Origin of the sequence: Streptomyces tritici (assembly GCF_048500665.1) — a bacterium.
GTDB lineage: Bacteria > Actinomycetota > Actinomycetes > Streptomycetales > Streptomycetaceae > Streptomyces > Streptomyces tritici.
Genome location: NZ_CP183183.1, coordinates 520,294 through 538,945 on the forward strand (window position 1 = coordinate 520,294; position 18,652 = coordinate 538,945).

Here is an 18,652-nt window from a genome sequence, read left to right on the forward strand (position 1 = left end):
CGCGTCACTTCCGTCCCGGCGTCCAGTTCATGCCCCAGCCGTACGCCTGGTCGACGGTGCGCTGGGGGCTGACGCCGCGGGCGGGGACCAGGTAGCGGGCCTCGCGCTGGACGACGAGGTCGCCTCCGTGGTTGGTGAGCAGCGCGAGCGCGCAGACGGTGGAGGGGACGGTGCACTCGTCGAGCGAGAAGTCGATCGGCGCGCCGTGCTGCGGCTGGAGGGTGACGGTGGCGTGCAGGTCGGCGAAGCTGCGCGCGCCGGCGTAGATGGTGACGAAGACGAGGACGCGGCGGAGTTCGTCGCGGTGGTCGAGGTTGACGGTGAGGTTCTCGCCGGCGGCGACCGCGCCGGTCCGGTCGTCGCCGTCGAGGTGGATGTACGGGGGCTGGTGCAGGGCGCCGAAGGCGTTGCCGAGGGCCTGGACGACGCCCTTGCGGCCGTCGGACAGCTCGTACAGGGCGCAGAGGTCCAGGTCGAGGTCGGAGTGCTGGGCGACGGGGCGGCCCAGCTTGGAGCCCCAGCCGGAGAACTGTCTGCGGACCTCCCAGTTGAGGTTCACCCGCATCGCGCCGGAGGTGCCGCCCTGCTTGGCGAGGGAGACGACCGGCGCCTCCTTCGTGAGGGTGACTTTCGTGAGGCGCACGGGCTGCGGCGGCGCGGGGGCGGGCGGCACGGGCGGCATCGGGGCCGGGGGCGGGGTGAAGGTCGGGGTGAACGACGCCGTGGGCATCGAGGGCAGGGTGGGTTCGCCGGCCACGGCCGCGGCGTGCGGCGGCGGGGCCGCGGCGTGCGGCGGCGGGAAGGAGGAGTGCGGCGCGGGGCTCGGGGCCGGGGCGGCGGGGCGCTGGGGTTCGTCGACGGTGATGCCGAAGTCGGTGGCGAGGCCGGCCAGGCCGGAGTCGTACCCCTGGCCGACGGCGCGGAACTTCCAGGCGCCCTGTCTGCGGTAGAGCTCGCCGAGGATGAAGGCGGTCTCGACGGTGGCGTCCGCGCTGTCGAAGCGGGCGAGTTCGGCGCCGGAGGCCGCGTCGAGGACCCGTACGTACAGTCCGGGCACGCGGCCGAACGTTCCGCCGTCCGCCGAGGCGGCGAGCACGATCCGTTCGATGGCGGGCTCGACGCGCTCCAGGTCGACGCTCAGGATGTCGGTGACGGAGCCGGCGGCGGGGCGCTTGCCCTCGTGCCGCACCGAACCGGAGGCGTGCACGGGCTGGTTGTAGAAGACGAAGTCGGCGTCGGAGCGCACTTTCCCCGATACGAGGAGTAGCGCCGAGGCGTCGACGTCGGGGCCGCCCGCCGATGAACGCCAGCCCAATTCGACGCGGACGCTTCGCGCCGGCACCGGAACATTGGCTCCTTTAAGCATGGACATGATCGCCCCCATCGAGAGTCCGCGTGCACCGCGATTTCGTACGCCAACCTATTCCGAAGCACGTTCTCGCGGGGCGGAAGTGCCGCGGAAGGCCCTCCGGAAGGTCAGCGGGAGACCCGCGGGTAACCCCTCCTCAGCTCGGGCTTTTCGTGATCATCACCTTCGCCGCCGCCCGTTTTTGTCACGTTCGCTCCCATTGGGGAATCGGCCGTCACTCAGAACTCGTCAAACAACCCGCTTATCGGGCTACCCACCAGCACATCGTGGGCTTAACTTATGTGCCATGACCTCCCCCCGGGCCACCTATGGCGGCGGTTACCACTCCGCCTCGTCGTTCCCCGACACCCCGATCTACGACTCCCTGGTCGCTGAACGGGGCACCCCTCAGATCGCGCCGATCCGAGTGCCTTCCGCGTACGACACCGGCCACAGCTACCTGCCGGCGCTCCCCGCGGCCCTGCCCGCCCTGCCGGCGGCCCCCAGCCCGACGCCGCCCCCGGCCTACCACGGGGGCTCGTACGGCTACCCGCAGCAGATGCAGCAGGTCGCCCCCGCGCCTCTGCAGCACGCTCCGGCGCCGTACATCCCCCAGCAGCCCGCCGGCCCCCGCGGCTACCCCGGCCCGCAGGCCCCGCAGCCGCCCCGGCCGATGGCCACCGGCTACGAGGCGATGCGCCCGGCGGCGGCCCCGCGGCCGGTCCCGGCGCCCGCGCCGTACGACGACCCGTACAACCGCCCCTACCAGGGCGGCGGATACTGATCGTCCGTTCGTCCGGGCGGACGGGGCGACTGGCAGGATGGCCGTATGTCGAATCCTGTGCTGCGCTCCGTCCACATCCACCCGGTCAAGGCGATGCGCGGGTTCGCGCCCGCCGAGGCGGAGGTCCAGCCCTGGGGACTGGCCGGTGACCGCCGCTGGACCGTGGTGGACGGCTCGGGCGAGGTCGTGACCCAACGGAAGCATCCGCGGATGGCGTTGGCCGCCGCGGAGCTTCTGCCCGACGGGGACATACGCCTGTCCGCGCCCGGACTCGAGCCGCTGACGGTGGCGGTCCCCGAACCCGCGGGCACGGTCCGCGTGGAGGTCTTCGGCACCCCGGTCGAGGCGGTCCCGGCGGGCGGCGCGGCCGACGCCTGGTTCAGCGACTACCTGGACGCCGACGTGCGGCTGGTGCACATGGACGACCCGGCGGTCCGGCGGCCGGTGGACCCGAAGTACGCGCTGCCGGGCGAGACGGTGTCGTTCGCCGACGGGTACCCGCTGCTCGTCACCGCCACCGCGTCCCTGGACGCCCTCAACTCCCTGATCGCGCAGGGCGACCACGCCGACGAGGGCCCGCTGCCGATGAACCGCTTCCGGCCCAACCTCGTCGTGGACGGCACCGGGCCGTGGGCGGAGGACGGCTGGACCCGGCTCGCGGTCGGCGAGGTGACCTTCCGTGTCGCGAAGCCGTCCGGCCGCTGCGTGGTGACGACCACCGACCAGCTCACCGGCGAGCGGGGCAAGGAGCCGCTGCGCACCCTCGGCACGCACCGCAGGCAGGGCAACAAGCTGGTGTTCGGTCAGAACCTGGTGCCCGAGCACACCGGCACCGTACGGGTCGGCGACGAGGTCAAGATCCTCGACTGAGCCGCGGGCCGGGCGTCCGCTCCGGGAACCTCTTTTCCACAACCGGGCCCGCGCGCACGGGTTGTCCACAACCTGGACGACCGACGCGCACGGAACCTCCCTCCGGTGCACACTCGTTGCAGGAACAGCGAGCCGAGGGGGTGCGGACCGTGGGGACGTTCACCGGGCTCTGGCGCTGGCGGCACAATCCCCTGCGCCGGACCACGGATCTGGTCGAGGCATGGATCGCGTGCGCCGCCGTCCTGCTGCTCGTGCTCGGCGCGCCCGCGACCGGCCTGTGGGCCGGGCTCCGCGCCGACGACGCGCTGCAGCAGGCCGCGCGCGCCCAGCAGGCGGAGCGCCGGCCCGCCCTGGCGCGCGTGGTGCGCGAGGCCGAACCGCCGGAGCCGACGCCGCACCAGCCGGACGCGGCCGGCGAGACCCGGGTGCGCACGGCGGTCGTGGCCCGCTGGTCCGCGCCGGACGGCCTCCCCCGCTCCGGCACGGTCCACACGACGCACCGCGATCCTCGGCCCGGGGACGCCTTCCGCATATGGACGGACGCCGACGGACGACCCGTCACGGCGCCGCTGCGGGCCGGAACGGCCCGCGCCCACGCCGTGTTCGCGGGCCTGTGCGCGGCCGGAGCGGTGGCGGTCTCGACCGAGGCGTCCCGGCGGGCCGTCGTACGCGGACTGATACGCCGGCGGTACGCCGCCCTGGACCGGGCATGGGCCCGGACCGGACCCGACTGGGGGCGTACCGGCACCGGAAGCTGAGCCGCGGGGGCGGCGGCGACGAGTCGTCAACCCGCCCGCCCGGCGCGCGCTACGGTGGGGCATCGGATCAGCAGCGAGGCATGAGGCGGGGGCAAGACACACCCATGGCACAGGGCACGGTCCAGGTGACGCACACCGGCACGTCGCGGTGGCGGCGCCGCACGGGTGAGTACGCCTCCCTCGCGGCGGCCCTGGAGGCCGCAGGGGACGGCGACGTCCTCACCGTCGCGCCCGGCACGTACCGGGAGAACCTGGTGATCCGACGGGCCGTCACCCTGCGCGGCCCGGACGGCGGCCAGGGCTCGGTGCGCATCGCGCCGGCCGACGGCGTCCCGCTGACCGTGCGGGCCTCGGCCACCGTCCAGGACATCCACGTCGAGGGCCAGGACACGGCCGCTCCGGCGCTGCTCGTCGAGGACGGCACGCCGGAACTGCTCGACCTGCGGATCGTCACGCGCTCCGCCGCCGGGCTCGAGGTGCGCGGGGCCGCGCGGCCGACCGTGCGGCGGCTGACCGTCGACAACCCGGCGGGCGTCGGCATCGCCGTGCTCGACGGCGCGGGGGGCGTGTTCGAGGAGTGCGAGGTGGTCTCCGCCGGGCAGGCGGGCGTCTCGGTGCGCGGGGCCGCCCATCCGCGGCTGGAGCGCTGCCGGATCCACCACGCCTCGGGCGCGGGGCTCGCCGTGACCGGCGAGGGCAGCGCCCTGGAGGGCATCGGCTGCGAGGTGTACGAGATCAAGGGCACCGGCCTGCAGGTCACCGGGCGCGGCACGGCCCACCTCACGGACTCGTCGGTGCACCGCACGTCGGCGGACGGCATCACCCTGGACACCGACGCGGTGCTGAACCTGGCCGACTGCGACATCCACGACATCCCCGAGAACGCGATCGACCTGCGGTCCCGTTCGGTCCTGACGCTGACCCGCTCGACCGTGCGCCGCTTCGGGCGCAACGGGCTGTCGGTGTGGGACCCGGGCACGCGGGTGGACGCCAACCAGTGCGAGATCCACGACAGCACGGGCGACTACCCGGCCGTGTGGGTCAGCGACGGGGCGACCGCCGTCCTGGAGTCCTGCCGGGTGCACGACGTGCCCGACGCGCTGTTCGTGCTCGACCGCGGCTCGCGGGTCGACGTCGTCGACAGCGACCTCTCGCAGGTGCGCAACACGGCCGTGTCGGTGAGCGACGGCGCGTCGGCGCAGCTCGACGACTGCCGGATCCGGGAGGCGTCGACCGGCGCCTGGTTCCGGGACCACGGCAGCGGCGGCACCCTCGCCGGCTGCACCATCGACAGCGTGCAGACCGGCGTCATCGTCACCAAGGGCGCCGACCCGACGATCGACCGGGTCACCGTGGCCTCCCCGGCGGAGGCCGGTTTCTACGTGTCGGCGGAGGGCCGCGGCTCGTTCCTCGGCTGCCGGGTGACCGGCAGCGGCGGCTACGGCTTCCATGTGATGGACGGCTGCCGGACCACGCTGCGCAAGTGCCGTACGGAGCGGTGCGCCCGCGGCGGCTACGAGTTCGCGCAGGACGGGCCGACGGCGGAGGACTGCACCAGCGACGAGAGCGGGGTGCGCACGGCGGCGGCCGTCGGCGCCGGGCCCGTGCTGACGGCGACGCAGACGACCGGACTCATCGGCTCCGTCCCGGCCCCCCGCTCCTCCGCCCCGCCCGCCCCCGACCCGGTGCAGACGGCGGCCGTCGCCGAGCCGGCGCGCGAGGCGCGGTCGGCGCAGGACGTGCTCGGCGCACTGGACGCGCTGGTGGGCCTGGAGAGCGTCAAGCACGAGGTGCGCACGCTCACCAACATGATCGAGGTGGGCCGCCGGCGTCAGGAGGCCGGCCTGAAGGCGGCCTCGGTCCGCCGCCATCTGGTGTTCACCGGCAACCCGGGCACGGGCAAGACGACGGTGGCCCGGCTGTACGGCGAGATCCTCGCCTCGCTCGGCGTCCTGGAGCGCGGTCATCTGGTCGAGGTGTCGCGGGTCGACCTGGTCGGCGAGCACATCGGCTCGACGGCGATCCGCACCCAGGAGGCGTTCGACCGGGCGCGCGGCGGCGTGCTGTTCGTCGACGAGGCGTACGCGCTGTCCCCGGAGGACTCGGGCCGGGACTTCGGCCGTGAGGCGATCGACACGCTGGTGAAGCTGATGGAGGACCACCGGGACGCGGTGGTCGTGATCGTCGCGGGGTACACGGCGGAGATGGAGCGGTTCCTGACCGTGAACCCCGGTGTGGCGTCCCGTTTCTCACGGACCATCACCTTCGACGACTACGTACCGGAGGAGCTGCTGCGGATCGTCGGCCAGCAGGCGGACGAGCACGAGTACCGGCTGGCCGACGGCACGGAGGCGGCGCTCCTGAAGTACTTCACGGAGCTGCCGAAGGGTCCGGCGTTCGGCAACGGCCGTACCGCGCGCCAGACCTTCGAGTCGATGGTGGAGCGTCATGCGGGCCGGGTCGCCGCGTTCGCCGAGGCGAGCACGGACGACCTGACCCTGCTCTACCCGGAGGACCTGCCCGAGCTGCCCTGACCGGCCGCGCCGGAGTCCACCGCGCCGGCCTCGGCGCGCGGACCGGCCGTGCACGCGTCCACGCGCTGCCGGGGCAGCGCGGGCGGCAACCGGTCCAGGAGCTTGGCCCGTTCGGCGGCGAACGCCGGGTCGGCCTGGTAGTCGGAGTGGCCGAGGACGGGCTCGGGCAGCGGGTGGTCGTGGTCCCGGCCGTAGACCAGCGGGTCGAGCAGGGCGTCCCGGTCGACGGCCGGTTTGTCGCCGTCGGCAGGGACCCGGACGGGGCCGCCGATGGGATCGGTGGCCCGCCACAGGTTGCGCCAGCAGTGCAGCTCGCCGTGGAGCGCGGCCAGCTGCCCGGGGCCGAAGTAGGCGGGGAACCAGCGGCCGTAGAGCCGTTCCAGTGGCGAGCCGTAGGTGAGCAGGGCGACCCGGTGCCGGGTCTGCTCGGGCAGCTGCCAGACCGCGGCGGCGGCGAGCACGCTGCCCTGCGAGTGCCCGGAGATGACCAGCCGTCCGCCGGTGGTACGGGTCCAGGAGCACATCCGCCAGGTCAGGTCGGGCACGGCTCGCTCCGCGTAGCAGGGCGGGGCGAACGGGTGGGCGGCGCGCGGCCAGAAGGTGCCGACGTCCCACAGGATGCCGATGGTGCGGCGGGCGGAGGCGTCCTTGTAGGCGCGCCGGCCCCAGGTGACGAAGAGTATGAAGCCGAAGCCGACGAGCCAGGAGCCGGTGGCCTGGGCGGTGTCGGCGGCCGCGGCGATCACGTCGTGGGCGCCCTCGAAGGCCCGGCCGGGCACGTTCCCGCTGCTCCAGGCCCCGGCCACGGCGCCCGCTCCGAGCAGGAGGGTGGCGCCGGAGACGATGCCGATGAGGGTGGGGGCGGCGTCGGTGAGGCCGGCGGCGGCGCGGGTGGAGGCGATGCGGCGGGTGCGGACGGGGTCCGGGACGGCCACGTCGTAGTCGGCGTCCACGGCGGCAGCGAGCCGACGGACCGTCAGGGCGGTACGGGCCGCCAGCACGGCGCAGGGCACGACGAGCACGAGCAGCAGCACGGGGATCACGGACGCCTGCCAGCTGAGCAACACCGGGGGGCCGACGATCCGCCCGCCCCCGGCGCCGGGCGTGCCGGGGCCGTCCAGCCAGTCGGCGACCCGCTGGGCGACGCCGCCGGTCATGACGCCGCCGAGGGCGCAGGCGAGCATGGCGGTGGCGGGGCCGCCGAGGCCGTACATCGCGGTCCGCGCCTGCGGGGCGCTGCGGTACAGGGAGAGGGCGACCACGCCGAGGGCGACGACCAGCATCCCCTGCGCGAGGGTGAGCACGCCGAAGGTGGTGTCGCCGGGCAGCGTGCCGGAGGACGTCCAGCCCGGCCGGGACCAGCCGGCGTACATCAGGGCGGCGGCGAGCAGGGTGAGCGAGGCGGCCGGCAGCCAGGCGACGAGCGTGCGGTCGACGACGTGGTCGAGGCGCTTCTCGCTGCGGCCGCGCCGGACGACGACGACCACGCAGACCGCGGTGGTGGCGGCCAGCGCGGCCTCGAGGCCCGAGCCGACGAGGGCTCCGGCGCCGCCGGCGGCCCGGTCGTGGCGGGCGGCCGCGCCGCAGACGGCGGCGGCGACGGTGAGGAAACCGGCGGCGGTGTGCGCGGCGCGCAGCCGGGCGACGAGCCGGCGGCCGTACCAGAACCCGGGCCGGCCGAGGGCGGGCCGGACCCGCCCGTGGTTCCCGGCGCCGGGCTCGTCGGCGCCGTCCGCCGCGTCGGATTCCTCCGCCTCCGAGTCCTCCGCCTCCGAGTCCTCCGCCTCCGAGTCCTCCGCCTCCGGCTCGCCGGGCGGCGGCGTGGCGACGTCGTCGTAGCCGGTGGGCGGGCGCTGGGCCTCGTACGCGCTCCAGGTCCGGTTGGACAGGTACCAGAGCAGGGCGACGAGGGCCGCCGGGACGAGCGCGGCGAGCGCGAGCCGGCGGCCGGGCTGGGACCACCAGCCGCCCCGGTCGGCGGCGAGGAAGCCGAGCCAGGAACGGTCCGCGGCGCACGCGGCGGAGCCGGCGCACTGCCAGGCCGTCAGATCGAGGGCGACCTCGCAGGCGGCGGCGGTCAGCAGCACCGTGAGAGTGAGAGCGAGCAGCCGTACCAGGACGCCGTAGAAGCGCACGCTGCGGCGGCGGCCCCCGGCGGGCGGGCGCATCCAGTGCGCGAGGTTGACGACCATGAACGGCAGGAGCAGCAGCCACAGGGCCCGGGTGCCGTTGCCGGAGGTGAGGTTGGACCAGCAGTACGCCTCCGGCACCGGCCGCTCGGCGTAGCGCTCGGGGTGGTCCTCGGCGTCCAGGTCGGCGCCGCGGCGGTGCATGGCCGCGGTGGCGTCGCCGGTGACCCGTATGGTCCGGGGGTCGTCGAGCATGTCCTGCGGGGTTGCTCCTCCGACGCCGTGGACGAGCAGTTCGAGTGCCGCGCCCCCGCTCTGCGGGGCCGGTGTGGCAGGGGACACTTCGGTGACTCACTCTCTGAGTGGGAGGATTCGACGGCACGTACAGAATCGCGGATGGGTGCGGCCCGGGGCAGGGGTCGCACACAATCCGCACCCCGTCCCCTCTGGAAGGACCGGCCCCGGCGGTGAGCGACACTCAGAATCTCCTCGCGGAGCAGCGGCGTGCCCTGATCCTGGACGAGGTACGGCGGCGGGGAGGCGTGCGGGTCAACGAACTGACCCGGCGGCTCAGCGTCTCGGACATGACCGTGCGCCGGGACCTCGACGCGCTGGCCCGGCAGGGTCTGGTGGAGAAGGTGCACGGCGGGGCGGTGCCGGTGGCCGAGCCGGCCACCCACGAGCCGGGGTTCGAGGCCAAGTCGACGCTGGAGCCGGGCGCGAAGGAGGACATCGCGCGGGCGGCGGCGGCGATGGCGGCGCCGGGCAGCGCGATCGCGCTCTCGGGCGGGACGACGACGTACGCGCTGGCGCAGCAGCTGGTCGAGGTGCCGGACCTGACGGTGGTGACCAACTCGGTGCGGGTCGCGGACGTGTTCCACGCCGCGCAGCCGCCGGGCCCGTCGGGCGCGGCACGGCCGGGCGCGGCGACGGTGGTGCTGACCGGCGGGGTGCGGACGCCTTCGGACGCGCTGGTGGGGCCGGTGGCGGACCGGGCGATCGCCTCGCTCCACTTCGACGTGCTGTTCCTCGGGGTGCACGGCATCTCGGTGGAGGCGGGGCTGTCGACGCCGAACCTGGCGGAGGCGGAGACGAATCGGCGGCTGATGCGGTCGGCGCGCCGGGTGGTGGTGGTCGCGGACCACACCAAGTGGGGGACGGTGGGCCTGAGTTCGTTCGCGGGTCTGGACGAGGTGGACACGCTGGTGACGGACCGGGGCGTGTCGGCGGCGGTCCGGGCGGAGATGGCGGAGCATCTGCCGGGTCTGGTCGTGGCGGGGCCGGGCGGCGTGGTGGAGGAGTCCGGGGCGGACGGATGAGCGTGTTCCGGATCGTGCGCGGCTCGCCGCTGTCGCCGGCGGAGGCGTGGCGGCGGCTGACGGACTGGCCGGCGCACGGCGCGCGGGTGCCGTTCACTCGTACCCGCGTGCTGACCGCCAGGCCGACGGGGGTGGGCACCCGGTTCGCGGCCCGTACGGGCGTGGGGCGGCTGGCGTTCGACGACCCGATGGAGATCGTCCGCTGGGAGCCGCCGACGGCGGACCGGCCGGGGACCTGCCGGCTGGAGAAGCGGGGCCGCGTGGTGCTCGGCTGGGCGGAGATCGAGGTGAGCCCGTCGGCGGGCGGCGGCTGCCGCGTCGTGTGGAGCGAGGACCTGCGCCTGCGCGGCCTGCCGCGGGCGGCCGACCCGCTCCTGGCAGCGGCGGGCCGGCTGGTGTTCGGCCGGGCGATGGCCGGGCTCCTCCGCGCGGAGCGCTGATCCGCGCCCTGGGAAACTGACGGAGCGTCAGCTATCGTGTGCGCACCTCGACCCCGCCCCTCGGGAGGTACGGTCCATGCCCCGCCGACTCCGGCTCGTGGAGCTCGACTTCGTCGCGAGCGCGCCCGTCCGTCTGTCGTTCACGGCCGAACTGGCCGCTCCGCCCGGCGCGGTGTACCGCTCGCTGGCCGAGGAGGTGGAGTCCATGCCGGCGTGGTTCGCCGCGGTGACGGCCGCGACGCCGACCGGCGACGGCGCGGGGCGCACGGTCCACCTGCGCGGCGGGGTGCGGTTCCGGGAGACGATCATGGCGGCCGAGCCGGGGGCCCGGTACGCCTACCGGATCGACGAGACCAACGCCCCGGGCGTCGCCGCGATGCTGGAGGACTGGGTCCTCTCCCCCGCCGGAGCGGGCACCCGGGTCGACTGGACGATGGCGGTCGACGGCCCGGCCGCCTGCCGGCTCGCGTTCCGCCTCGCCCGGCCGGGGGTGGGCCGATCGTTCCGGGACGCGATGCGCAGCCTGGACCGGCGGCTCACTGCGGCCGGTCGCCCGTAGGAGCGTCACTCCGGCCCGTCGCGTGTAGAGGCGTCGCTCCGGCCGTCGCCCGTAAGGGCGTCACTCCGGCCCGTCGCCCGTAGGGCGTGCCTCCGCCCGTCGCCCGTCAGGGCCGTCACTCCGGCCAGTCGCCCGTGGCCAGGAAGCTCTTGATCGCGCGTGCGTACGGGGCGATGTCCAGGCCCTGTCCGGCGAGCCAGTCGTCGGAGTAGTACTTGTCGAGGTAGCGCTCGCCCGGGTCGCACATCAGCGTGACGACGCTGCCGGTGCGGCCCTGGGCGACCATCTCGGCGACGAGCTTCAGCGCGCTCCACAGCCCGGTCCCGGTCGAGCCGCCCGCCTTGCGGCCGATCGCGGTCTCCAGGGCGCGCACGGCGGCGACGCTCGCCGCGTCGGGCACCTTCATCATCCGGTCGATCGCGCCCGGGACGAAGCTCGGCTCCATGCGCGGCCGGCCGATGCCCTCGATGCGTGAGCCGCAGTCGGCGGTGGCCTCCGGGTCGCCGTGCGTCCAGCCGTCGAAGAAGCAGGAGTTCTCCGGGTCGGCGACGCAGACCCGGGTGTCGTGCTGCATGTAGTGCACGTAGCGGGCGATGGTCGCCGAGGTGCCGCCCGTGCCCGCGGTGGCCACGATCCAGGCCGGTTCGGGGTACCGCTCCAGGCGCAGCTGCTGGTAGATGGACTCGGCGATGTTGTTGTTGCCGCGCCAGTCGGTGGCCCGCTCCGCGTAGGTGAACTGGTCCATGTAGTGGCCGCCGGTGCGCTCGGCGAGCGCGGCGGACTCCGCGTACATGGAGCGCGGGTCGTCGACGAAGTGGCAGGTGCCGCCGTGGAATTCGATGAGCCGGCACTTCTCGTGGCTGGTGGTGCGGGGCATCACGGCGACGAACGGGACGCCGATCAGCTTGGCGAAGTACGCCTCCGAGACGGCGGTCGAGCCGCTGGACGCCTCGATGACGGGCTTGCCCGGCCGGATCCAGCCGTTGCACAGCGCGTAGAGGAACAGCGAACGGGCCAGCCGGTGCTTGAGGCTGCCGGTCGGATGCGTCGACTCGTCCTTCAGGTAGAGGTCGATGCCCCATTCCTCGGGCAGCGGGAAGCGCAGCAGGTGCGTGTCGGCCGAGCGGTTGGCGTCGGCCTGCACCTTGCGCACGGCCTCCTTGAGCCAGGCTCGGTACGCCGGGTCGCTGCGGTCCACGTCGATGGTGGCGGTGCTCATGGGGTGCTCTCCTCGTCCTGTTCCACTCCCGACGATAACCCCCTCACCTGCGCAAACGATCGCTTTGGGGAGCCATAGGAGTCCCTTGGGAGGCCGGTCGCCGCCGAGGTGACGCACGGCGGCGGCGGGTCTGGTGCCGGAGCTGTTCCTCCGCAAGACTGGACGGGAGGACCAGGCGTGAAGGGGGCGGTGTGCCATGGCGAAGCCCGAGTTCAGTGCCCGGGGAGTGCGGATCGAGCGCTGGCCGCGGTCGTTGACGCGGGCCGGCGAGGTGCGGATCGAGGACGGCCGGCTGGCGCTGCTGACCAGTTACGGCCGGGAGATCGACAGCGCTCCGGTGAAGGCCGTACGGGCGGGCCGGTCGTGGTTCGCGGGCCCGGACGCGGCCGTGGCGACGGTGAACGGCACGCGGTACCGGCTCACGATGGAACCCGCGCGTTCGGGGGGCTTCCTGGAGGCGCTGAGGCGCGCGGCGGACGACGTGGACCAGGACTGACGTCCCTGATCCGGGCCCCTCTCGGGGACGGCCGGCGGTCGCCGCGAGTTGCGGGGCCGTGACGGCTGGTTCAGGCTGGTGGCAATCACTCAGGGTTCATGAGCGGTGACGCTGTGACCCAGCCCCCGCTCTGCACGAACAGCAGGCAGCTGACTGCTGGATCCGATCCTCGTCTTCTTCCGGACCACTTTCGGGGAGTCGCAGCCGTGATCAGCGAACCGAGCAGGCACTGCACGGTGGAGTTCCAGGCTCTGCCGTCGCGGATCGGTCAGGTCCGCAGAATCGTGTCGGCGCATCTGCGCTACTGGCACCTGGACGCGTTGATAGACCATGCGGCGCTCGGCCTGACCGAGCTGCTGACGAATGTGCACCGGCACGCCCAGCCGGACAAGAAGTGCACCGTCGAGGTCGAGCTCCTGATGGACCGGCTCACCGTGTCCGTCCAGGACCACGACCCGAGGCTGCCGTCCGACACGGCCGGCGCCGACTCCGGCGACGGCGAGGCGTCCGATCCGTACGCCACCTCCGGGCGCGGTCTCGCGATCGTCGAGGCCGTCAGCGAGAGCTGGGGCGTGCGGCCGAAGGGCACCGGGAAGGTCATCTGGTTCACTCTTCCGGCCCCCTCCCTGGCCGTGACCGCGCCCCCGCGTCCGCACGCGGTGCACGGCGCGACAACGGACGGGCCGTTCGCCCCGGCCGCCTTCGTCCCCGACGACGTCCCGTTCGGCGTGACCGGCGAGTCGCCCCGGGCCCACACGACCAGGTCCGCGGTCGCCGGCTGACGGCCGCGGACCCTCCCGGGCCGCCCGGCCGGCCGGGAAGCCGACGCTCACCCCGTCCAGGGCCCGTACTTCGGTGTCGCCGACGCCCTAGACCTTCACGGCGTCGACGACCCGGGCGGCGAGACCGGCGCGCAGGCCGGTGGCGGTGTCGGCCGGGGCGGTCATGCCGCACCGCCCTTGGGGCGCGTGACGCGGCCGAACTGCTCCTCCAGCACGGTCAGGCGGCGCCAGTACTCGTCCTCGTCGATCTCTCCGGCGGCGAAGCGGTGCCCGAGGAGGGCGATCGGCGAGTTCTCGTCGTAGGCGGCCGCGTCGTGCGCCGGGCGCGCCCAGGCGGGCCCGCGGCGGCCGCGCCACACGGTGCGGCGCAGGACGGTGAGGACGGTGACGATCACGGCGGCCCAGACGAGCGGGAAGAGAAGGACCCAGGGGCCGGGACCTGCGTGGGCGAGGGTGTTCATCTCGATCGGCTCCTTGCGGTTCGGTTCCGGTGCGGTACTGCCGAGAGTCCCGCGCGAAGGGGGGCCGGGTCGTCGTACGGCCAGCGGCTTCGCACGTACGCCGTGGGGAGTACGGATTCTGTACCTACTGGTATGTACACTCGGCTCATGAGCACTCGGGACCGACTCGTCGAGGCCACGCGCGAACTGCTCTGGGAGCGCGGGTACGTGGGCACCAGCCCGAAGGCGATCCAGCAGGCCGCCGGGGCCGGCCAGGGCAGCATGTACCACCACTTCGCCGGGAAGCCGGACCTGGCGCTGGCCGCGATCCGGCGCACCGCGCAGGAGCTGCGGGCGGCGGCCGAGGCGGCGCTGGGCGGCGAGGGTTCCGCGTACGACCGCGTCGAGGCGTACCTGCGGCGCGAGCGGGACGTGCTGCGGGGCTGCCCGGTGGGCCGGCTGACGATGGACCCGGACGTGATGGCGAGCCCTCAGCTGCGGGCGCCGGTCGACGAGACGCTGGACTGGCTGCGCGGCCGGCTCGCCGGAATCCTCCAGGAGGGCCTGGAGCGTGGGGAGTTGACCGGGCCGCTGGATCCGGAGGCGGTGGCCGCGACGGTCGTGGCGACCGTGCAGGGCGGCTATGTGCTGGCCCGGTCGTCGGGTTCGGCGGCGGCCTTCGCGACGGCCGTCGACGGACTGCTCCTGCTGCTGTCGGCCCACAAGGTCCCTGCGGAACAAGGCCGTTCGGAGTAGGCCGGTCCGGACCAAGGCCGCATCGAAGGGAGTCCAGCACGTGCACGCCATGCAGTACGAGATCACCCTGCCCGCCGGCTACGACATGAGGATCATCCGCGAACGGGTCGCGACCCGGGGGCATCTGCTCGACGCGTACCCGGGGCTCGGTCTCAAGGCGTATCTGATGCGCGAGCGGGCGGACGGCTCGCCGGTCGACCAGTACGCGCCGTTCTACCTGTGGGCGGCGCCGGAGGGGATGAACTCCTTTCTCTGGGGCCCGGGTTTCCAGGGGATCGTGAACGACTTCGGCCGGCCGGCGGTGCAGCACTGGGCGGTGCTCGGGTACGCGGAGGGGCCCGCCGCCGCGCGGGCTCCGGTCGCCGCGACGCGCCGCCGCGACCCCCTCGCGGAGGGTGCGGCACCCGGCGAGGCCGTCGCGGCGGCACTGGAGCGCCACAAGGAGGGGGCACGGGCCGAGGGCGTGGTGGCGAGCGCGCTCGCGATCGACCCGCGCCACTGGGAACTGCTGACGTTCACGCTGTGGGCGCGCGAGGCGGAGGCCCCGGCGGACGCGGGCGAGCGGTTCCAGGTGCTGCACGTGTCGGCGCCGGGGCGCGGGGAGCTGGTGCGCGGCCGGCAGTGGTGAGCCGGCCGCGGCTCAGCCGACGGGGACGAGCGTGAGGTACGCGATCCCGAGGACGTTCCGGTAGTGCAGCCAGCCGCCGCGCTGGCGGTCGACGCGGGCGCGGGTCTCCTCGGCGAGCGGGTGGTCGGGGTGGGTGGCGAGCCAGAGTTCGGTGTCGTGGCGGTAGCCGGACTCGAACTGCTCCCACTCGTCCTGGTTCGCGGTCTCGATCCAGGCGGGCCGGAACCCGGCCTCGACCGCCAGGTCCACGAGCTCGGGGAGGAGGAAGTGGTCGGCGGCCGTGGCCCCCGGCCACATCCCGGCCAGCTCGGCCTCGGTCGGGGTGCGCTCCCAGAAGCCCTCGCCGAGCACGACCCGCCCACCGGGGCGCACGAGGCGGCGGAGTTCGCGCAGCGCGGCCGCGGGGTCGTGCGGCTGTTCGGGGTCGCACAGCGCCTGGCTGGAGCCGAGGCAGAGGATCGCGTCGACGGGTCCGCGGGTGGTGCCGAGCGCGGACTCCTCGACGAACTCGACCCGTTCGGACAGTCCGCGCTCCTTCGCGAGGAGCCGGCCGCGTGCCAGGTCCTCGGCGTTGATGTCGAGCCCGACGCCGGTGGCCCCGGGCACGGCGTCCAGCACGCGGAGCAGCAGCTCGCCCCAGCCGCAGCCGATGTCCAGGACGGTGGCGGGCGAGGCGCCGGCCAGCCGCTCGATCATGCGGGCGGAGCGCTGCTCCGAGAGCGGGCCGTGGAAGGTGAGGCTGCCGAGACGCGGCGGAAGATCGTTTGCGGTCATGGGCGGAACCTAGCGGGGCGCGGAGGCACGGGCCACCGAATTGCGGAACCGGCCCAGGTCCGGCCCGACACCGCCCCTTCCCGTCTCATGACTCCTTGTGCGCGCCCAGGGCTCCGATCGGGTCGTCGAGGACCGGCTGCCAGGCGAGTTCGGCGGCGCCGACGAGGCTGTTGTGGTCCAGGGTGCAGGGGAGGATCGGCACGCCGCCGCTGCGGCCCCACAGGCTGCGGTCGGCGACGACCGCGCGCAGCCGCTCGGGGTCGGCGTCGAGGAGCTCGCGGTGCAGGCCGCCGAGGATGATGCGGTCGGGGTTGAGGATGTTGACCAGGCCGGCGAGCCCGAGGCCCAGGCGGTCGATCAGCTCCTCGGTGGCCGCCCGGACGCCCGGGTCGTCCGGGCGGGTGCGCAGCAGTTCGCGGGACTGGGCGAGCAGCGAGACCTCCGGGCCCGGGTCGCGGCCGGCGGCGACGAGGAAGGCCAGCGGATCGGTCTCGACGTCCAGGCAGCCGCGGCTGCCGCAGTAGCAGGGGCGTCCCTCGGGGTTCACGGTGAGGTGTCCGACCTCCAGGGCGAGCCCGGAACTGCCCGTGTGCAGGCGGCCGTCCAGGACCAGCGCGCCGCCCACGCCGCGGTGGCCGGTGGCGACGCACAGCAGGTGCTGCGCCCCGCGGCCCGCGCCGTGGCGGTGCTCGGCGAGGGCGGCGAGGTTGACGTCGTTGCCGGTGAAGGCGGGGCCCTCGATGCCGGCGGCACGGACCCGCTCGGCGAAGATCTCGCGGACCGGGGCGCCGGCGGGCCAGGCCAGGTGGAGCGGGTTGAGGGCGGTGCCCTCGGGTTCGGCGACGGCGGAGGGCGCGGCGAGCCCGGCCCCCACGCAGCGGCGGCCGCTGTCGCGGAGCAGCGCGGCGCCGGCGTCGACGACCTCGCCCAGGACCTGCGCCGGGTCCTCGGAGACGGTGACGCAGCCGGGGGCGGTGGCGACGATCCGGCCGCCGAGGCCGACGAGGGCCGCGCGGAAGCCGTCCGCGTGGACCTGGGCGGCGAGCGCGACGGGTCCGTTGTCGTCGACGGAGAGGCGGTGCGAGGGCCGGCCCTGGGAGCCGGCGGCGGCGCCCGGGTTGGAGTCGACGCGGATGAGGCCGAGCGCCTCCAGTTCGGCGGCCACGGCCCCGGCGGTGGCGCGGGTGACGCCCAGCTCGGCGGTGAGCACGGCGCGGGTGGGGGCGCGTCCGGTGTGCACGAGTTCCAGCGCGGGCCCGAGTGCGCTGCGGCCCCTGTCCAGCCGTGTCCGGGTCGTGGTCGCCTTGCCGTTCATGGGGGCGAGTCTCCCATGATCGGCCGCCTCGGTTCCCGTACGGGCGGCGGAGGGCCGGTGCCGGGGCGGCTCCGGGGGTGGTGCGGGGGCGGCTCCGGGACCGCCGCGAGGGCCTCGCGGGCGCCGTTTCGGGGGCGGTCCGAGGGGTACCGGGCGGGTGAGAGGCGGGGGCGAGCGGCGGGGGCTTCCCCTGGGAGGCGAGATGCCTGGCACCGGCACGCGGGCGAGCGTCGAGGAGCTGCTCGCCGAGCGGGGAGAGACGTACGCGGAGGAGGCGGGGATCCGGCTGAAGGACACCCCGCAGCCGCTGTACGAGCTGCTCGTCCTGGCGCACCTGCTGAGCGCGCGGATCCGCGCGTCGACGGCCGTGGCGGCGGCCCGCGCGCTGTTCGCGGCGGGGATGAACACGCCGGAGCGGATGCGGGACGCGACCTGGCAGCAGCGGGTGGACGCGCTCGGCGAGGGCGGCTACCGGCGGTACGACGAGAGGACGGCGACCCAGCTGGGCCGCGAGGCGGAGCTCGTCCTCGACGAGTACGGCGGGGACCTGCGGCGCATGCGGAGGGCCGCCGACGGCGACGCGGACGCCCTGCGCGAGGCCCTGCGCGGTTCGCCGGGCATCGGCCCTGCGGGTGCGGACATCTTCCTGCGCGAGGTGCAGGGCATCTGGCCGGAGTTCGCCCCCGTCCTGGACGATCGCACGCTGGAGGGCGCCAGGAAGCTGGACCTGCCGACGGACCCGGCCGAACTGGCCGCCCTGGTCCCGAAGAAGCAGCTCCCCTCCCTGGCGGCGGCGCTGGTCCGCACCTCCCTGGACCACGGAAAGCCGCAGGACTGACCCGGCCTCTAACCGAGGAGCTTGCGCTCCTCGGGGGTGAGCGAGCGGAGGGTCCACAGGCCGTAGAGGGCGAGCACGGGCTTGAGGAGCAGCCACTCGCCGGGGCGGTAGTCGTCGGCGCGGACGAGCCGTTCGGCGAGGTCGGGCCGTTGCCGCCGCAGGTAGGCGCGGGCCTTGAGGGCGTGGGCCGGCTGGGAGACGATCTTGATGCGGTCGGCGTCCTCGACGAGCGGGATCACGTTCGTGATGTTCTCCCAGGTGGTCGCGCTCCTGTCCTCCAGCCGCACGACGCCGTCGTACCCGTGCGCCCGCCGCGCGTGGTCGGCCATGAGCCGGGCCTCCGGGATGCCTCCGGCCGGCGCGCCGCCACTGAAGACGAGGCGTCCGTCGGCGGTGGGCAGGGAACGCAGGGCGGCGCGGACGCGCCAGCGGTTGACGAAGTTCACCGGCGGCCGTGGGTTGCGGAAACCCAGGACGACGACGGCCTCGGAGCCGTCTCCCCCGCCGTCGCCGACGAGCGCGCGTGACCAGCGCCCGTTCGCCCACTCGCCCCAGACCAGGACCGCCGCCCCGGCCACCGCCCCGCCCACCGCCCACCGTGCACACCGTCGCATGGGGCGACTGTAGGCGCCGCGGCCGGCTTGATGCCCGACCCCTTCGGCC

At 74.7% G+C, this 18,652-nt stretch carries 19 protein-coding genes; 12 read left to right on the forward strand and 7 right to left on the reverse strand.

What is annotated here, in order from left to right; genetic code table 11:
* Window positions 1–4 precede the first annotated feature (4 nt).
* Complete coding sequence (locus ACNJ93_RS02380) at window positions 5–1,384, reverse strand: TerD family protein (RefSeq protein WP_418955623.1); 1,380 nt, start codon at window positions 1,382–1,384, stop codon at window positions 5–7.
* A 271-nt stretch (window positions 1,385–1,655) separates the two neighbouring features.
* Between ACNJ93_RS02380 and ACNJ93_RS02385 the strand changes: the two genes are divergently transcribed.
* The 4 genes from ACNJ93_RS02385 (at window position 1,656) to ACNJ93_RS02400 (ending at window position 6,294) form a co-directional block, all read left to right on the forward strand.
* Window positions 1,656–2,132, forward strand: coding sequence for a DUF6643 family protein (locus ACNJ93_RS02385; protein WP_418955624.1), 477 nt, complete (start codon window positions 1,656–1,658; stop codon window positions 2,130–2,132).
* Window positions 2,133–2,177: 45 nt separating this feature from the next.
* Window positions 2,178–3,002, forward strand: a complete 825-nt coding sequence (locus ACNJ93_RS02390) for an MOSC domain-containing protein (protein ID WP_418955625.1) — start codon at window positions 2,178–2,180, stop codon at window positions 3,000–3,002.
* 149 nt (window positions 3,003–3,151) lie between these two features.
* Window positions 3,152–3,760, forward strand: coding sequence for a hypothetical protein (locus ACNJ93_RS02395; RefSeq protein WP_418955626.1), 609 nt, complete (start codon window positions 3,152–3,154; stop codon window positions 3,758–3,760).
* Window positions 3,761–3,864: 104 nt separating this feature from the next.
* On the forward strand, window positions 3,865–6,294 hold the full coding sequence (locus ACNJ93_RS02400) for a right-handed parallel beta-helix repeat-containing protein (protein WP_418955627.1): 2,430 nt from the start codon (window positions 3,865–3,867) through the stop codon (window positions 6,292–6,294).
* Here the strand turns inward: ACNJ93_RS02400 and ACNJ93_RS02405 are convergent.
* On the reverse strand, window positions 6,264–8,765 hold the full coding sequence (locus ACNJ93_RS02405; RefSeq protein WP_418955628.1) for a hypothetical protein: 2,502 nt from the start codon (window positions 8,763–8,765) through the stop codon (window positions 6,264–6,266). The genes ACNJ93_RS02400 and ACNJ93_RS02405 overlap by 31 nt on opposite strands.
* Window positions 8,766–8,890: 125 nt before the next feature.
* On the opposite strand from ACNJ93_RS02405, the gene ACNJ93_RS02410 reads away from it, so the two are divergent.
* The 3 genes from ACNJ93_RS02410 to ACNJ93_RS02420 all read left to right on the forward strand — a co-directional run bounded on the left by ACNJ93_RS02410 (window position 8,891) and on the right by ACNJ93_RS02420 (window position 10,741).
* Entirely contained in the window at window positions 8,891–9,742 is an 852-nt protein-coding gene (locus ACNJ93_RS02410; protein WP_418955629.1) for a DeoR/GlpR family DNA-binding transcription regulator, read from the forward strand.
* Complete coding sequence (locus ACNJ93_RS02415; RefSeq protein WP_418955630.1) at window positions 9,739–10,182, forward strand: SRPBCC family protein; 444 nt, start codon at window positions 9,739–9,741, stop codon at window positions 10,180–10,182. Before ACNJ93_RS02410 ends, ACNJ93_RS02415 begins: the two co-directional genes overlap by 4 nt.
* Before the next feature lie 76 nt (window positions 10,183–10,258).
* Window positions 10,259–10,741, forward strand: a complete 483-nt coding sequence (locus tag ACNJ93_RS02420) for an SRPBCC family protein (protein WP_418955631.1) — start codon at window positions 10,259–10,261, stop codon at window positions 10,739–10,741.
* A 115-nt stretch (window positions 10,742–10,856) separates the two neighbouring features.
* Here ACNJ93_RS02420 and ACNJ93_RS02425 read toward each other — a convergent pair whose 3' ends face one another.
* On the reverse strand, window positions 10,857–11,960 hold the full coding sequence (locus tag ACNJ93_RS02425) for a PLP-dependent cysteine synthase family protein (protein ID WP_418955632.1): 1,104 nt from the start codon (window positions 11,958–11,960) through the stop codon (window positions 10,857–10,859).
* A 196-nt stretch (window positions 11,961–12,156) separates the two neighbouring features.
* Between ACNJ93_RS02425 and ACNJ93_RS02430 the strand changes: the two genes are divergently transcribed.
* Both ACNJ93_RS02430 and ACNJ93_RS02435 read left to right on the forward strand, forming a co-directional pair.
* Window positions 12,157–12,456 carry a hypothetical protein gene (locus ACNJ93_RS02430; RefSeq protein WP_418955633.1) on the forward strand — a complete coding sequence of 100 codons (300 nt, stop codon included), beginning with the start codon at window positions 12,157–12,159 and terminating at the stop codon, window positions 12,454–12,456.
* A gap of 206 nt (window positions 12,457–12,662) precedes the next feature.
* A complete protein-coding gene (locus ACNJ93_RS02435) occupies window positions 12,663–13,238 on the forward strand; it encodes an ATP-binding protein (protein ID WP_418955634.1) in 576 nt (191 codons plus the stop codon).
* A 161-nt stretch (window positions 13,239–13,399) separates the two neighbouring features.
* Here ACNJ93_RS02435 and ACNJ93_RS02440 read toward each other — a convergent pair whose 3' ends face one another.
* The gene (locus ACNJ93_RS02440; RefSeq protein ID WP_418955635.1) at window positions 13,400–13,699 is read right to left on the reverse strand and encodes an SHOCT domain-containing protein; all 300 of its coding nucleotides are present in this window, start codon (window positions 13,697–13,699) and stop codon (window positions 13,400–13,402) included.
* Between the two features lie 132 nt (window positions 13,700–13,831).
* Between ACNJ93_RS02440 and ACNJ93_RS02445 the strand changes: the two genes are divergently transcribed.
* Together ACNJ93_RS02445 and ACNJ93_RS02450 are read left to right on the forward strand one after the other, a co-directional pair.
* Complete coding sequence (locus ACNJ93_RS02445) at window positions 13,832–14,434, forward strand: TetR/AcrR family transcriptional regulator (RefSeq protein ID WP_418955636.1); 603 nt, start codon at window positions 13,832–13,834, stop codon at window positions 14,432–14,434.
* Between the two features lie 40 nt (window positions 14,435–14,474).
* Complete coding sequence (locus ACNJ93_RS02450) at window positions 14,475–15,062, forward strand: DUF4865 family protein (RefSeq protein ID WP_418955637.1); 588 nt, start codon at window positions 14,475–14,477, stop codon at window positions 15,060–15,062.
* Window positions 15,063–15,074: 12 nt separating this feature from the next.
* Here the strand turns inward: ACNJ93_RS02450 and ACNJ93_RS02455 are convergent, their stop codons facing one another.
* Together ACNJ93_RS02455 and ACNJ93_RS02460 are read right to left on the reverse strand one after the other, a co-directional pair.
* Window positions 15,075–15,836 carry an SAM-dependent methyltransferase gene (locus ACNJ93_RS02455; RefSeq protein WP_418955638.1) on the reverse strand — a complete coding sequence of 254 codons (762 nt, stop codon included), beginning with the start codon at window positions 15,834–15,836 and terminating at the stop codon, window positions 15,075–15,077.
* An 85-nt stretch (window positions 15,837–15,921) separates the two neighbouring features.
* Window positions 15,922–17,151 (reverse strand): ROK family protein, encoded by a 1,230-nt coding sequence (locus tag ACNJ93_RS02460; protein ID WP_418955639.1) that lies wholly within the window; start codon window positions 17,149–17,151, stop codon window positions 15,922–15,924.
* A gap of 202 nt (window positions 17,152–17,353) precedes the next feature.
* On the opposite strand from ACNJ93_RS02460, the gene ACNJ93_RS02465 reads away from it, so the two are divergent.
* On the forward strand, window positions 17,354–17,989 hold the full coding sequence (locus ACNJ93_RS02465) for an endonuclease (protein ID WP_418955640.1): 636 nt from the start codon (window positions 17,354–17,356) through the stop codon (window positions 17,987–17,989).
* 8 nt (window positions 17,990–17,997) lie between these two features.
* Here the strand turns inward: ACNJ93_RS02465 and ACNJ93_RS02470 are convergent, their stop codons facing one another.
* Window positions 17,998–18,603 carry a YdcF family protein gene (locus ACNJ93_RS02470; RefSeq protein WP_418955641.1) on the reverse strand — a complete coding sequence of 202 codons (606 nt, stop codon included), beginning with the start codon at window positions 18,601–18,603 and terminating at the stop codon, window positions 17,998–18,000.
* Window positions 18,604–18,652: the final 49 nt, after the last annotated feature.